We start from the raw sequence: 14099 nt of genomic DNA on the forward strand, positions 1-14099 counted from the left end.
CGGTTAGACAGGAACCTTCCTCTAATCGGGCGTTGGGAAGGTTAGCCGTAGCACGGGTAGGAGGGCGGAGCCGGGAGGGGGTTCGAGGGCAACCCTTGATTCGGCCGCTCCTCCTCCCAGGGAGGCGATTCGCTAAGGTGCGAGGTGTGAGTGCCACACGCCAAGCGGAAGACGGGGCACGGCCGGCGCGACGCAGGCTCAGCGTGGACCGGCGGCGTGAGGAACTCATCGCCGCCGCGCTCGAGCTGTTCAGCAGGCACGACGCCGAGGACGTCTCGATCGACGATGTGGCGGCTTCCGCGGGCGCGTCGAGGGCGCTCGTCTACCACTACTTCGGCGGCAAGCAGGAGCTCTACGTGGCGGCCCTGCGGAGCGCGGCGGCCGAACTGCAGGCGCGGTTACAGGCGCAGGGCGAGGGCGGGCCGCTGGAACAGCTCAGCGCGGGCCTGACGCGTTACTTCGACTTCGTCGAGGAGCACGCGGCCGGTTTCGCCGCGTTGCTCAGGGGAGGCCCGGCCAATCGCACCGGGGAGATCGGGGAGATCGTCGACGGGGTGCGGCAGCGCATGCTGCGCATGATCGTTCATCAGATGGGAGTCGACGCGCCCGGTCCGGCGTTGCGCGTCACGCTGAGGTCGTGGGTCGCCTCGGTGGAGACGGCCGGCCTCGACTGGCTGGAGCACCGCGACATGGAGCGGGCCGAGCTGGAGCGCCTTCTGGTGGACCAGATGGTCGCGCTCCTGCGGGCGGCGAGCGAGCACGATCCGGGGGTGCGGGTGCTGCTGGAGACCCTGCTGTCCGGGCACGCGGCTTCCGAGAACCGGGCACCTGGGAGCCCGGCATCTGCGAACCGTGAGGCCGTTTCCTGAGCCCTCGCCGCGTGTGTTCACGAGACGTCCCGAGGTGCGGCAACCGGGGCGACGCAGCGGGAGACGGCAGCGGGAGACAGGGGAACCACCGGGGGCGGACGAATCGCGTACGCGGGGAGGCGCCGGGCGGGCGGCGCCGACCCCAGATCCCCTCCCATGACCCGTAGCGGTCACGGGAGTGTGGTGGACGCGCTCACATCCCCGACGCGAGCGCGCCGTCGTTCCCCCCGTGGCGTGACGGCCACGTCCTACTCGGACCGCTGCTGCGGAATCCCCGCGAGCAGTGCCCGGACCTCGGTCTCCCGGTACCGCCGGTGACCGCCGAGGGTGCGGATGGACGTCAACTTGCCCGCCTTCGCCCACCGGGTGACGGTCTTGGGGTCGACGCGAAACATCGTGGCGACCTCCGCCGGGGTGAGCAGTGGCTCGGCCTCGGGTGTACGAGCTGACATTTGTGCGGCCTCTCCTCCGTGTGGACCGCCGGCAGCGATCCTGCGACTTGTCTGGCGCAAGTGCCCCTTCCGCCAATCCCTGCCTCGTCGCGTCGGCCAGAGCGGCGTTGTCCGCCTCGACGCCGCTGCGTTCGGGCAAATCTTGTCGGTCGCGGCACTGTCACGGATGTCCTTCAATGATCCAAAAACGTGCGGTTTCTGGGATCATTTACGGCATCACCCGATGTGACCATACAGCCACGTAGCGCGATTGGCGAGCCCTCTGGGCACAACGTCTCGACCACGGGTTGATGTCACGCTCGGTGATTCTAGCGACACGTTTCGTGGTATCGCAGTGAAAACGGCAAACTACTCAGTTCGTAGATGTGAGATCGACGATGTCATGACCAGAATCGGCAGGTCAGGGCACGTTCATGACCGTCAGTTTGCCGACTCCAAAGCGCGGATCGACCTCCAGCGGAGAATCACGCGCTGATACATCGCGAAGGCAAGTTCTTCCTGACCGTTGTCCAAACCCGCGAGGGCGGTCGCCACCTCCGCGACGGACTGGTCGCCCTGGAGGGTCCGGTCGTCCATCAGGTGGACGAGGCCGCCGTAGTCGAGCTCCACCAGCGAGTGGGGATGGAACTCCTCCAGCCAGCGGCCCACCTCCTCGACCTCGGTGAGGGCGGCCACCTGCCCGACGTGCCTGCGGATCACCACCAGCGCCCGGGCCACCCGGCGCCGGGCCTGCGCCATCGAGGTGACGTACAGCATGTTCCTGGGCGGCGCGGCGGTGGTCTGCGCGCCCGTCTCGGCCGGCTGTTCCGAGCCCAGCACGAGCCAGCGCTCGGCCGAGTCGAACGGCACGAACCACGCGATCGGCACATGCCAGGTGCTCGTGCGGATGTGGGTGCGCAGGGACGGCTCGCCCCGCTTGAACCGATCGAAGTCGTCGGCGGTCTGCTCCGCGATGGCCTGCGGCACGAACCGGGAGGCGAGCTTGACCGGGACGCTGCCGCGGAACGACGCGAACGCCAGCCATGACCGCAGCCTGCTCTGCCAGGGGCAGACGTACAGCGTCTCCTCCACCCGGCGCAGGTACGCGTTGGGGCTCTCCCGCTCGGGCGCCGGCAGCGGCGGGACCGGCAGCAGGCGGCGGACCGCCTCGCCGTGTTCGACCTCGAGCGCGCCCGCCCGGCGCGGCCGGTCGCGCGATTCGGCGTACCGGGCCCACCGAGCCTGATCTTGCGGGGCGAAAGCGGTCAGCGGCTCGTACACACGGAGATAGGCGGCGTAGGGGAGCACACCAGAATCGTGCCACGTCGTGGGACGCCTGTGCAGCACCGTCCCGGCTTTTCATGATCGTTTTGCGGGCACATCCGATAAGCTGGAGGCCGATCGCCGCAACGAGGCGGCGTACACGATCAGGAGTCACTACCGTGACCGACGTTTTCGGGCTGTCCCACAAGGATTCCAGCTCCGGCGGCGACACGAACCCCGCCCAGCCGGTGCGACATGAACAGGTCGTCTTCTGCTCAGACGAGCGTAGCGGCCTGTACGCCATCATCGCGATCTACAGCACCGCCCTCGGACCGGGGCTCGGCGGCACCCGGTTCTATCCCTACCCGAGCGAGCAGGCCGCGCTCGCCGACGTGCTCAACCTCTCCCGGGCCATGGCGTACAAGAACGCGCTGGCCGGCCTCGACCTCGGCGGCGCCAAGGCCGTCATCATCGGCGACCCCACGACCGACAAGAGCGAGGCCCTCCTGCGGGCCTACGGCAGGTTCGTCCAGTCGCTCGGCGGGCGCTACTACACGGCCTGCGACGTGGGCACCTACAGCGAGGACATGGACGTCGTGGCGCGCGAGTGCTCCTACGTCACCGGCCGCACCCAGGCGCACGGCGGCGCCGGGGACTCCTCCATCCTCACCGCCTTCGGCGTGTTCCAGGGGATGCGGGCCGCCGCCGACCACACGTACGGCACCTCCTCCCTGAGCGGCAGGCGGGTCGGCGTCGAGGGGGTCGGCAAGGTCGGCCACCGCCTGGTCGAGCACCTGCTCGAGGACGGCGCCGAGGTCGTGATCTGCGACGTGAACGAGCAGGCCGTCGAACGCGTGCGGCAGCGCCACCCCGCGGTCGAGGTCGTGCCCGACGCCGCCACCCTCGTGGCCTCCGACATCGACGTGTACGCGCCCTGCGCCCTCGGCGGCGGGCTGGACGACGCGACCGTCCCCCGGCTGAAGGCGAAGATCGTCTGTGGTGGGGCCAACAACCAGCTCGCCCATCCCGGTGTCGAGAAGCAGCTCGCCGAGCGGGGCATCCTGTACGCCCCGGACTACGTCGTGAACTCCGGCGGGGTCATCCAGGTGGCCGACGAGATCGAGGGCTTCGACATGGACCGGGCCCGCGCCCGGGCGGCGAAGATCTTCGACACGACCTTGAAGATCTTCCGCTCGGCCGAGGAGGAAGGCGTCCCTCCCGCGGTCGCAGCGGATAGGCTGGCAGAGCGGAGAATGTCAGAAATCGGTCGGCTAAGGGGTATTTGGCTCCGGCGCTGACCGCCACCGCTCGTACGACGTACCGAGCGGCGCACAAACCAGGTACGGTAATAGGCGAACGAGAGACTGACGCCTGAAGTCAGGTGGCGTCGGTGCGCGGTGCGTTAGTGACGAGGGGTCGGGCACGGCCCCGCATGAGGGGGTCGAGCCAATGGGGCGCGGCCGAGCCAAGGCCAAGCAGGTCAAGGTCGCCCGTCAGCTGAAGTACAACAGCGGCGGTACGGATCTTGAGCGCCTGCGCGCGGAGCTCGGAGTCGTGGACGCCGACGATTCCGGCCACAGTGACGAGCATGACCCTTACGACGAGTTGGCTGATCGCTACGCCGATTACGCGACCGTCGACGACGACGACGGCGACGACGACCGCCGTGGGCGGCGTTGACCCAGTTCTGATCGCCAAGTGAGCGACCCGGCGGGGACGTTCCCGCCGGGTTCTCTCACTGTCCGCGAGTCGCTCTTCCGCGAGCCCCTCGCCTCCGGCACGGGGACGGACGGGGGAGAGCCGGGTTCGTCACACCATTGCGGCCGGCCGTATAACCGCACCATTGTGGTCGGCCGTATATGTGGCCGGACACGGTCACAGGCGGTCGGCGTCGTCAGGCGGGTCTCCTCGTCATCGAAAACGTCGAGATCGTCGAGTCGGCCGGGCCGGGACCATCAGCCGCGGACTCCGCGAGCCGGATGATCGTTATGTGGCGGGACCGTCGTGGTCGCCGCCACGTTGCCGTACCCGGACGCGTGCACGGCTGCTCGCGGCGGCGCGTCCTCGAGAGTGCTCGCGGCGAACCCGGGAGAGGCCGCCAGCCGTGGCCGTCGGGGGCCGTCAGGCCACGACCTCCGCCCGGTGACCGTTCATCGTCCGGTGACCGTTCATCGCCGGGCCGGGCGGCCGGGACCTCACTGGCGGAAACGGGCCTGTCCCTCGCCCGCGACGACCTCGCCCAGCACCCAGGCGGGCAGGCCGCGACCGGTCAGCAGCGCGAGTGCCTTGTCGGCCTCCGCCGCCGGGACGATCGCGCACATGCCCACACCGAGGTTGAACGTCTTGTCCATCTCCGCCTGGGGCACGCCGCCGCGCCCGCCCAGCACCTCGAAGATCGCGGGCGGTGTCCAGGAGCTCCGGTCGAGCAGGGCGTCCACCGTGCCGGGCAGTGACCTGGCCAGGTTGGCCGCCAGCCCGCCGCCGGTGATGTGGGCCAGGGCGTGCACCTCGGTCTCTCGGATGAGCGCCAGGCAGTCGAGCGAATAGATGCGGGTGGGCTCCAGCAGTTCCTCGCCGAGCGTACGGCCCAGCTCGGGCAGCTCCTGCTCCAGGCCCAGCCCGGCGGTCTTGATCACGTGCCTGACCAGCGAGTAGCCGTTGGAGTGGACCCCGCTGGAGGCCAGCCCGAGCACCACGTCGCCCGGCACGACCCGGTCGGGGCCGAGCATCTCGTCCGCCTCGACGACCCCGGTGCCGGCGCCCGCGAGGTCGTACTCGTCCGGGCCCATCGCGCCGGGGTGCTCGGCGGTCTCCCCGCCGACCAGCGCGCAGCCCGCGAGCCGGCACCCCTCGGCCACGCCGCCCACGATGTCGGCGATCCGCTCGGGAACGACCTTGCCGCACGCGATGTAGTCGGTCATGAACAGCGGCTCGGCCCCGCAGACCACGAGATCGTCCACGACCATGCCGACGAGGTCGATACCGATCGTGTCGTGCTTGCCGAGCTGCTGGGCGAGCATGACCTTGGTGCCCACGCCGTCGGTGGACGTCGCAAGCAGCGGCCTGCGGTAGCGCAGGAACGCCGAGGCGTCGAAGAGCCCGGCGAAGCCGCTGGCGTCGTCCACGACCTCCGGGCGCCGGGAGCGCGCCACCCGCGACTTCATCAGCTCGACCGCGCGGTCGCCGGCCTCGATGTCGACGCCGGCGTCGGCGTAGCTGGTCATCGCTGAGCCTCCAGCACGAACTTGCCGACCCTGTCGTCCTCGATAGGAATGGGATACTCACCGGTGAAGCAGGCGCGGCAGAGCCGGTCCGCCGGCAGCGTCGTCGCCCGGGTGAGCCCCTCCAGGGAGATGTACCCGAGGGAGTCGGCGCCGAGCGAGGAACGGATCTCCTCGACCGACAGCGACCCGGCGATCAGCTCCGCCCGGGTGGCGAAGTCGATGCCGTAGAAGCACGGCCAGGCGACCGGGGGCGAGGAGATCCGCACGTGGACCTCGCTGGCCCCGGCCTCGCGCAGCATCTTCACGATGGCCCGCTGGGTGTTGCCGCGGACGATCGAGTCGTCCACGACCACCAGGCGCTTGCCCTCGATGACCTCGCGCAGCGGGTTGAGCTTGAGGCGGATGCCGAGCTGGCGGATGGTCTGCGACGGCTGGATGAACGTCCGGCCCACGTAGGAGTTCTTCACCAGGCCCTGGCCGTACGGGATGCCGCTCTGCTCGGCGTAGCCGATCGCGGCGGGCGTCCCGGACTCGGGCGTCGGAATCACGAGGTCGGCGTCCACCGGGTGTTCGCGGGCCAGCACGCGGCCGACCTCGACCCGGGTGGACTGCACGCCGCGCCCGGCGATCGTGGTGTCGGGACGGGCGAGGTAGACGTACTCGAACAGGCAGCCCTTGGGCTCGGCCGGCGCGAAGCGCTGCGAGCGGACCCCGCGCTCGTCGATGGTCAGCAGTTCGCCGGGCTCGATCTCCCGGATGAACGACGCGCCGACGATGTCGAGGGCGGCGGTCTCGGACGCGACCACCCAGCCGCGCTCCAGCCGGCCCAGCACGAGGGGGCGGATGCCCTGCGGGTCGCGGGCGGCGAACAGCGTCGTCTCGTTCATCCAGACGAGCGAGTAGGCGCCCTTGACCTCCGGGAGCAGCTCGGCCGCCACGTCCTCGACCGGGCGCGAGGAGTCCTGCGCCAGGAGAGCGGTGAGCACCTCGGTGTCGGTCGTCGCCCGGGTGGAGCCGGGCGGGAGCCGTTCGGCGAGGTAGGCGGTGTTGATCAAGTTGCCGTTGTGGGCGAGCGCCAGCCCCTTGCCGTCACTGGAGTTCAGCGTGGGCTGTGCGTTCTCCCAGACGCTCGATCCGGTGGTGGAGTAACGGCAGTGCCCGATGGACAGGTGCCCCCGGAGGGTGCCGAGGATCGACTCGTCGAAGACCTGGGCCACCAGGCCCATGTCCTTGTAGACGAGGATGCGGTTGCCCTCGCTGACCGCGATGCCCGCGGACTCCTGCCCGCGGTGCTGCAGTGCGTAGAGGCCGTAGTAGGTGAGTTTGGAGACGTCCTCCCCGGGCGCCCATACTCCGAAGACGCCACAGGCGTCCTTCGGAGCGCGGTCCTGGGGGTCGAGGTCATGGCCTAGCCGGCCGTCGCCCTTCAACACGTACTTGAGTCTATTTGGGCATTGGCGCTGCTCAAACCCGGGCATGCCCGTCAGGCGCCGGAAGCATCACCCGCCCTTTGCCGTGTCACCCCTGCTCACACGCGGATTTCGGGGCAGCCTGGGCCTTCGGGAAGGCCCTGAGAATCGGATCCTGTCCGAAATCGGTAGGGGAGGGATGATCGTGACGACACCCGACGATCCCGGGCGCCCGCGGGAGCCGTACGGCCCGGGGGTTCCGGAGGAGCGGGAGCCGTCGGCTGGAGTGCCCGAAGGACCCGCAGGCCCGCCGTACGGGGGACCGCCCTACGGCCAGCCGCCGTACGGGCAACCCCCGTATGGGCAGCCGCCGTACGGTCAGCCCCCGCATGAGCAGCCGCCGTATGGGGGGCCGCTGCCGCCGCCCCCGGGACCCGGCGGACCTCCCGGCAGGCCTTGGGGGCCCCAACCGGGCGGCGGGCTCGGGACGGCCGCGCTGGTGCTCGGGATCTGCTCGATCGTCCTGCTGCTGGTCTGCGGAATCGGCACGCTCGTGGCCATCGTCGGGCTCATCATCGGCATCGTGGCGATCGCCAGGAACTCCAACCGGGGCAGGGCGGTCGGAGGAGTGGTGCTGAGCACACTGACCCTGCTGCTCGCCGTGATCGTGAGCGTGGCGCTCTACAACTGGTTCACGACCAGGCATGTGGGTGAGTGCTTCGACCGCCGGATCTACCCCACGCAGGAGGACGCGCAGCGCTGCGTGCAGGACAAGCTCTCCGGGTTCCAGTGACCCGGACGAGAGTCACCAGAGAGGGAGCAGCGCGGACAGGTCGGCCCTGGCGCCGCTGGCCGCGATCTTCCCCGCGGCGGTGGCGTCGGCCCAGGACAGCCGGCCCGTGGCCAGTTCGAGCCAGGTGCGGGGGTCGGTCTCGATGACGTTGGGCGGGGTGCCCCGGGTGTGCCGGGGCCCCTCCACGCACTGCACCGCCGCGTGCGGGGGGACCCGCACCTCCACCGACCGTCCCGGCGCCCGCTCGGCCAGGTCCTCCAGCAGGTGCCGTACGGCCGCGCGGGCGGCGGCCCTCAGCGGCGTGAGCCCGGCCTCGTAGGCGTCGAGCACGGCCAGCACGCACGCGTTCCCCGCGGCGCTCTCGGGACCGTCGAACGGTGGCCGTCCGAGATCGGCGAGCTGGGCGTCGAGCGCCTCTCTGATCTTCCCTGGGTCGAGTCTGCGTGCCGGCACCGGCCCATTGTCCCGGATCCCGCCCCCGCTCGAACTCGCGGGAAATGATGGGCGGTCTCCGTACATGAGAGGGGTGTCCGCAGGAACACCACAAGGGGAACGATCATGGGAACCGCCCGTGGATGACGAACCGTCGGCCCGGTTCGAGGCCGTCTACCGGGAGACGTACGGCCGGCTCACGGCCTATGCCGCGCGCCGGTGCGACTCGCCCCAGGACGCGGCCGACGTGGTGGCCGAGGTCTACACCGTCGCCTGGCGGCGGGTGGACGACTTACCGGAGGGGGACGAGGCCGTCCTGTGGCTGTATGGCGTGGCCCGCAACGTGGTGGCCAACCACCGCAGGGGCGAGGCCCGCCGCCGGGCGCGCATCACCGAGCTGGACGCCGAGCTGGCCGACCTGTACGGCGACACCCCCGCGAGCGGAGTCGAGCTGACCGCGATCGGCGAGGCGTTCCTGAGCCTGTCCGATGACGACCGCGAGTTGCTGTCGCTGGTCGCGTGGGAGGGTCTGGGGCGCGAGGAGATCGCCACGGCACTCGGCCTGTCGCGCAACGCCGTACGCATCCGGCTCCACCGCGCCCGTAGGCGCTTTTCCCGTGCGCTCGCCGAGGCGGGCGTCCAACTCACGTCACGCAGCCGGCTGGCGCCGGCGGGGAGGTCGCTGTGAAGGACGTCGAAGCGATGATCCGGCCGCTGGCCCGGGTCGAACCCGATGCGCCGGGCGGCCGCCCGTCCGACGCGGGGGCGCGGGCGTTGCTGGCCTCGATCACGGCCGAGCCGCCGGGCGGCGGCGTGGCTGTATCTGCGCGTGTGAGGCGCCGCGGCCCACGCCGGTTGGCGCTGGGCCTGGCGGCCGCCGCCGTGGCCGCCGCGGGCATCGTCGTCGGCCCGAGCCTGTTCGACGACGGAGCCCTCACCACGCCTTCTTATGCCGTGACCAAGGACTCCCACGGAGTCGTGTGGGTCAGGGTCCGCGACTTCCGCGACGTCGCCGGGCTGACGAAGCAACTGCGTGACCTGGGGGTCCCCGCCATCGTCGACTACGCGCCTCTGGGGAAGAAGTGCCGGGAGCCGCGTGCCACCTACGTGGAGGACATCCCCCAGGGCCTCTACGACCCGCCGACGAACATCCCGGGCGAGAAGGAGGGCTGGCAGATGCGGATCGACACCAGGCTGTTCAAGCCCGGCCAGACCTTCGTCTGGACCCTCACGGCCCTGCCGGACGGGGGAAGCGGCACCAGCACGATCCTCATGAACGACCCGGTGAAGCCGTGCGTGCTCGTGCCCGACGACACGAAGAGCGAGATCATCGAGAACCCTCCGTACCGCTTGGCGACTATGAAGGGCCGCTCGCTCGCCGGATTCCGGGTGGACGGGAAGACGGTGGGCGAGGTCGTGCCGGAGATCGAGAAGCGCGGCCTGAAGGTCGCCTATTGGATCATCGAGCCCAACCCCCGGAATCTCGGTGGCTACACCATTGATCCGCATAAACAGGACATTCCTGTCGGGAAGGACTGGACTGTCTGGGAGGCGGAAGAGTCCACCCGGAAGCCCAAACTGATCCGTCTGCTCGTGACCAAGGAGCACCTCGACTGGAATCCGCTCTACGACGGCGGTTCGCGCGACAGCGTGATCAAGGAGTAGAACCTCCCGTACGGCTCCGCGGCGTGCGGAGCCGTACGGGGGACTCAGATCGGGAGCGGGTCCTGGCCGAGGACGCGAGCGCCGTTGGCGGCGGAGGAGCGGACCGCGGCGAAACCGGAGTCGATCATCTCGCGCTCGTACGAACGCAGTGCCGGGATCAGGGGACGGCCACCGGCGAGAGCGGCGGCGAGGCCGGCGGCATCCCGGAGGGCGAGGTTGGCCCCGGCTCCCCCCGCCGGGCTCATCGCGTGGGCCGCGTCGCCGAGCAGCGTGACGCGGGTGGTGTCCCAGGGATCGATCGGAACGCTGGTCCGCAGCACCAGCGGGAAGATCTCCCGCCAGTCGGCGAGCATCCGGCGGATGCGGGGATGCCAGCCGGACGTCATCTCCATGACGAGGGATCTCAGCAGGTGCGGCTCCGAAGGCAGCTCTTCGCTTCGGGCGCTGAAGGAGAGGGTGGCGTAGTCGCGGGTGAGGGCGATGCCCACCAGACGGTGGCGGGGCCCGGTGACGGCGCTGAACACGTGGTCCAGGTCCTCGGCCGACTCTCGCGGGATCTTGCCGTAGAGCTGGGTGAGGCCGGTGCCCACGACGCGGGCGTGCGGCAGGTACTGGCGGCGGACGGCGGAGCCGGCGCCGTCGGCGCCCACCAGCACATCGCCGGCGGCCGTGGTGCCGTCGGCGAAACACGCGGTCACCTGCCCGGCCTCCACCTGGAAGGCGGTGAGGCGCTTGCCATAGGTGATCAGGCCCTTCACGTCGGCCAGCAGGGTGTCACGCAACTCCTGCCGGTCGACCGACAGGTGCCGGCCGCCGAAATCGTGCTCCTCCAGCACCCGGAGTGCCGGATCGAGACGGACGAACCGCGGCTTGGGAACGTGGGCGGCGGCCACGAACGCGGCCCGGCGCTCGGGCGCGAGCACGGATGCCAGCGCGTCGATGCCCACGTCGCCGAGATGAAGACGATATCCCTGCCCACGGATCACGGGCGAGGCGTCGCGTTCGTAGACGGCCACGTCGACGCCGGTCCCGCGCAGTCCGTTGGCCAGGGCCAGGCCGCCGAGGCCGGCTCCGATGACGATCACTTTCATCGCGGTTCACCACCGAAGTCGGCCGCGTGCTCGGCGGCCCACGCCGACAGCGGCGTGGCGGGAGCACCCGTGATGCCGAGCACGGCAGTGCTGACGGCGGGTGGCGGGTTGGCCATGAAGGTGCTGGGGCTGAGGACCTCGGGCCCGGCGAGGCTGTATCGGCGCCCGGCGTGCCAACGGGCGACCGCGGTGGGCTGTCGCTCGGGTGCCACCCCGGGACGTGCGTCGCCGCCCGTCATGAAGACGACCCGGCGGGCGTGGCGCTTGAGCGCGTCGACGAGAGGCCGGGCGGGTTCGGCCGAGTGGAACGGCCACATCAGGAACGCCGCCCCGAAAACCAGGTAAGTGCTCATGCGCCCACGATCACTGGTGACCGGCAGCACGGGCAGGCCAGAGGCATCATGGCGGCGGAAAATCGCATGAGATTATGAGATATGGCGGAAAGCGGCGTGTTGGATGACCTCGATCGTGCTCTCGTGCACGCGCTCCAGATCGACGGCCGGGCTTCCTTCCGGCAGATCGCCGAGGTCGTCGGCACCTCCGAGCACACCATCGCCCGCCGCTATCGCAGGCTGCGCTCTCAGGGGCTCCTGCGGGTGGTCGGCATGCTCGACGGCACCCGCTTCGGGCAGACCTCCTGGGCGGTCCGTCTGGTGTGCACGCCGGACGCCGCCGGGCCGGTGGCCGAGGCGCTGGCCCGGCGCGAGGACACCGTCTGGGTGCGCCTGCTGTCCGGCGGCACCGAGATCGCCTGCGGGGTCCAGTCCGGTGGGGACGGGGACGACCTGCTGCTGAAGAAGCTCCCCAGGACCCCGCGCGTCGTGTCGATGTCGGCACACGCCACGCTGCACATGTTCGCCGGATGGCGCAGCCGGGCAGCCGTGCTCTCGGATGAGCAGGCCGCGCGCCTGCGCCCGGATCGCGTGGACGAGTGCGAGATCACCCTCGGCGGCGAGGACCGTGCCCTGCTGCCGGTGCTGGCCCGGGATGGCCGGGCCGGCTTCGGCGAACTGGCGGCGGCGGCCGGGTGTTCGCAGACCACGGCCCGCCGCAGGCTGGAGCAGCTGCGCGCGAACGGCGCGCTGCGCTTCGACGTCGAGATCCCCGCCCGGGCGCTCGGCTACCACGCGGAGGCGTGGTTGTGGATGAAGGTCGAGCCCCGGGCGCTGACCGCGGTCGGTGCGGCCATGGCCGGGCACGCCGAGGCCGACGTGGTGGCCGCCACCACCGGCCCGACCAACCTCATGGCAGGGGTGACCTGCCGGGACACCCGGGCCCTCTACCACTACCTGACGGAGCGGGTGGCGACGCTGGACGGGGTGCGCGAGGTGGAGACCGCCCCGGTGATCCGCACCGTCAAGCGGGTGGGCACCCTACTGCCCTGAACGAACTCCGGGAGTCAGCCGACCGGCTCGGCCACGGCCGGTTCGCTGGGCTCGGCGGAGGCGGCGGCCCGCGTGCGGCGCAGGGAGTAGACGCTGACCGGAACGCCGACCAGCACGATCGCGGCCGCGATCAGCAGCGTGAACCGGTAGGCCTCCAGGAAGGCGTGCAGCGGAGCGCCGCCGACCGCGCTCTGCCGTGCGCTCAGGATCGCTCCCAGGATCGTGATGCCGAGCAGGCCGAAGACCTCGCGGGAGACGTTGAGCACGCCCGAGGCCACGCCCGCCCGCGCGGGGGGCATCGCGTTCAGCACGACATTGGTCAGCGGGACGAGCAGACCGGCGCCCGCGCCGTACAGCAGGAACCAGGGGAACAGGTCGCCGTAGTGGGAGCCCTCGCCCGCGCTCGACAGCCCGCCGATGGCCACCGCCATCAGACCGAGGCCGACGGCGACCGTGCCCGCGCTGCCGAAGCGCTCGGCGATCCGCGGTGAGACGCTCGCGATCACCGCCATGAGCAGCGCCATGGGCACGAAGCCCGCGCCCGCCTCCGTCGGGGAGAACCCGAGGGCGCTCTGGAGGTAGAGCGCGGTGAAGAAGTAGATGCCGAAGACGCCGAACGACCACAGGCCCATCGACAGCAGGCCGCCGCTGAAGACCCGCTCGCGGAACAGGCTGAGGTCGATCATCGGCTGCGCCGTACGGGACTCGACGACCAGGAACGCGACGGCGGCCACCGCGAAGGCCGCGAACGCCCCGAGGATCGGCGCCGAGGTCCACCCACGCGACTCGCCCTCGATGAGCGCGTAGGTGAGGGCGAACAGCGCCACGGCGGAGGTGACCAGGCCGGGCAGGTCGAGGGACCTCCGCCCGGACGCGGCCCGCTCGACCCTGATCGAACGCAGGCCGATCGCGGCCGCGACCACGCCGATCGGCAGGTTGATCAGGAAGATCCAGCCCCAGTCGGCGTTCTCGCTGAGGAACCCGCCCGTGAGCGGACCGATCGCGAGGGCCAGAGCGCCGACCGCACTCCAGATGCCGACGGCCGTCGCCCGCTCGCGCGGATCGGGGAAGATCCGCGGCAGCAGGGCCAGCGTCGACGGCGTCACCATCGCCGCGCCGAGCCCCTGCACCGCCCGCGCCGCGATCAGCGTCTCCTGGCTCCCGGCGAGGCCCGCCGCCACCGACGCGAGCGTGAAGACCGCCAGGCCGCCGAAGAACGCCGTCCGGGGGCCGAAGACGTCCGCCAGGCGTCCGCCGGCGAGCAGCAGGCCCGCGAACACCAGGATGTACGCGCTCACGATCCACTCCAGCCCGGAGATCGTCAGCGCCAGGTCCCGCTGGATCGTCGGCAGCGCCACGTTGACCACGTTGTTGTCCAGGTAGGTCATGAAGGTCGCGAGCGACACCGCGACCAGCGCCCACCATCGTCCGGACATGTGTCCTCCTCTTGTACGGAGTACATGTACGGCGTACATGTACGGTGCATAGGAGAACTTGTACGGCGTATAGTTGTCAAGTGCCGAGGAGGTAGGGAGGC

General features: G+C 70.7%; 15 protein-coding genes. 7 read left to right on the forward strand and 8 right to left on the reverse strand.

Translation table 11 applies throughout. The features are described from left to right. Nucleotides 1–146: 146 nt before the first annotated feature. Nucleotides 147–869 (forward strand): TetR/AcrR family transcriptional regulator, encoded by a 723-nt coding sequence (locus tag ACIBK1_RS36995; protein WP_396740334.1) that lies wholly within the window; start codon nt 147–149, stop codon nt 867–869. A gap of 248 nt (nt 870–1117) precedes the next feature. Here the strand turns inward: ACIBK1_RS36995 and bldC are convergent, their stop codons facing one another. Together bldC and ACIBK1_RS37005 are read right to left on the reverse strand one after the other, a co-directional pair. After that, complete coding sequence (bldC, locus tag ACIBK1_RS37000; protein WP_013133571.1) at nt 1118–1321, reverse strand: developmental transcriptional regulator BldC; 204 nt, start codon at nt 1319–1321, stop codon at nt 1118–1120. Between the two features lie 420 nt (nt 1322–1741). Further along, a complete protein-coding gene (locus tag ACIBK1_RS37005) occupies nt 1742–2608 on the reverse strand; it encodes a hypothetical protein (protein ID WP_030508797.1) in 867 nt (288 codons plus the stop codon). Between the two features lie 134 nt (nt 2609–2742). Between ACIBK1_RS37005 and ACIBK1_RS37010 the strand changes: the two genes are divergently transcribed. After that, nucleotides 2743–3861, forward strand: a complete 1119-nt coding sequence (locus ACIBK1_RS37010; protein WP_396740337.1) for a Leu/Phe/Val dehydrogenase — start codon at nt 2743–2745, stop codon at nt 3859–3861. A 151-nt stretch (nt 3862–4012) separates the two neighbouring features. Next, on the forward strand, nt 4013–4243 hold the full coding sequence (locus tag ACIBK1_RS37015) for a DUF3073 domain-containing protein (RefSeq protein ID WP_030508799.1): 231 nt from the start codon (nt 4013–4015) through the stop codon (nt 4241–4243). A gap of 515 nt (nt 4244–4758) precedes the next feature. Here ACIBK1_RS37015 and purM read toward each other — a convergent pair. Then, on the reverse strand, nt 4759–5787 hold the full coding sequence (gene purM, locus ACIBK1_RS37020; RefSeq protein ID WP_396726091.1) for a phosphoribosylformylglycinamidine cyclo-ligase: 1029 nt from the start codon (nt 5785–5787) through the stop codon (nt 4759–4761). Further along, the gene (gene purF, locus ACIBK1_RS37025) at nt 5784–7220 is read right to left on the reverse strand and encodes an amidophosphoribosyltransferase (RefSeq protein WP_030508801.1); all 1437 of its coding nucleotides are present in this window, start codon (nt 7218–7220) and stop codon (nt 5784–5786) included. The genes purM and purF overlap by 4 nt, the downstream gene beginning before the upstream one ends. Nucleotides 7221–7401: 181 nt before the next feature. Here purF and ACIBK1_RS37030 point away from each other — a divergent pair, with 181 nt between their 5' ends. After that, nucleotides 7402–7989 (forward strand): hypothetical protein, encoded by a 588-nt coding sequence (locus ACIBK1_RS37030; RefSeq protein ID WP_396740339.1) that lies wholly within the window; start codon nt 7402–7404, stop codon nt 7987–7989. A 12-nt stretch (nt 7990–8001) separates the two neighbouring features. Here the strand turns inward: ACIBK1_RS37030 and ACIBK1_RS37035 are convergent, their stop codons facing one another. Further along, the gene (locus ACIBK1_RS37035) at nt 8002–8442 is read right to left on the reverse strand and encodes a sterol carrier family protein (RefSeq protein ID WP_143734522.1); all 441 of its coding nucleotides are present in this window, start codon (nt 8440–8442) and stop codon (nt 8002–8004) included. 118 nt (nt 8443–8560) lie between these two features. On the opposite strand from ACIBK1_RS37035, the gene ACIBK1_RS37040 reads away from it, so the two are divergent. Then, entirely contained in the window at nt 8561–9109 is a 549-nt protein-coding gene (locus ACIBK1_RS37040) for an RNA polymerase sigma factor (RefSeq protein WP_396740341.1), read from the forward strand. After that, nucleotides 9106–10086, forward strand: coding sequence for a hypothetical protein (locus ACIBK1_RS37045; RefSeq protein ID WP_396740343.1), 981 nt, complete (start codon nt 9106–9108; stop codon nt 10084–10086). The genes ACIBK1_RS37040 and ACIBK1_RS37045 overlap by 4 nt, the downstream gene beginning before the upstream one ends. 44 nt (nt 10087–10130) lie before the next feature. On the opposite strand, the gene ACIBK1_RS37050 is transcribed toward ACIBK1_RS37045, so the two are convergent. Together ACIBK1_RS37050 and ACIBK1_RS37055 are read right to left on the reverse strand one after the other, a co-directional pair. Then, the gene (locus ACIBK1_RS37050; RefSeq protein ID WP_051761848.1) at nt 10131–11177 is read right to left on the reverse strand and encodes an FAD-dependent oxidoreductase; all 1047 of its coding nucleotides are present in this window, start codon (nt 11175–11177) and stop codon (nt 10131–10133) included. Next, nucleotides 11174–11530: a hypothetical protein gene (locus ACIBK1_RS37055; protein WP_030508806.1), complete on the reverse strand. Its 357-nt coding sequence runs from the start codon at nt 11528–11530 to the stop codon at nt 11174–11176. The genes ACIBK1_RS37050 and ACIBK1_RS37055 overlap by 4 nt, the downstream gene beginning before the upstream one ends. 96 nt (nt 11531–11626) lie before the next feature. Here ACIBK1_RS37055 and ACIBK1_RS37060 point away from each other — a divergent pair, with 96 nt between their 5' ends. Next, nucleotides 11627–12562, forward strand: coding sequence for an Lrp/AsnC family transcriptional regulator (locus ACIBK1_RS37060; RefSeq protein WP_396740346.1), 936 nt, complete (start codon nt 11627–11629; stop codon nt 12560–12562). Nucleotides 12563–12576: 14 nt separating this feature from the next. Here ACIBK1_RS37060 and ACIBK1_RS37065 read toward each other — a convergent pair whose 3' ends face one another. Then, nucleotides 12577–13998 (reverse strand): MFS transporter, encoded by a 1422-nt coding sequence (locus ACIBK1_RS37065; protein ID WP_030508808.1) that lies wholly within the window; start codon nt 13996–13998, stop codon nt 12577–12579. Nucleotides 13999–14099 lie beyond the last annotated feature (101 nt).

Origin of the sequence: Microbispora rosea (genome assembly GCF_044460045.1) — a bacterium.
GTDB classification, from domain to species: Bacteria; Actinomycetota; Actinomycetes; order Streptosporangiales; family Streptosporangiaceae; genus Microbispora; species Microbispora rosea.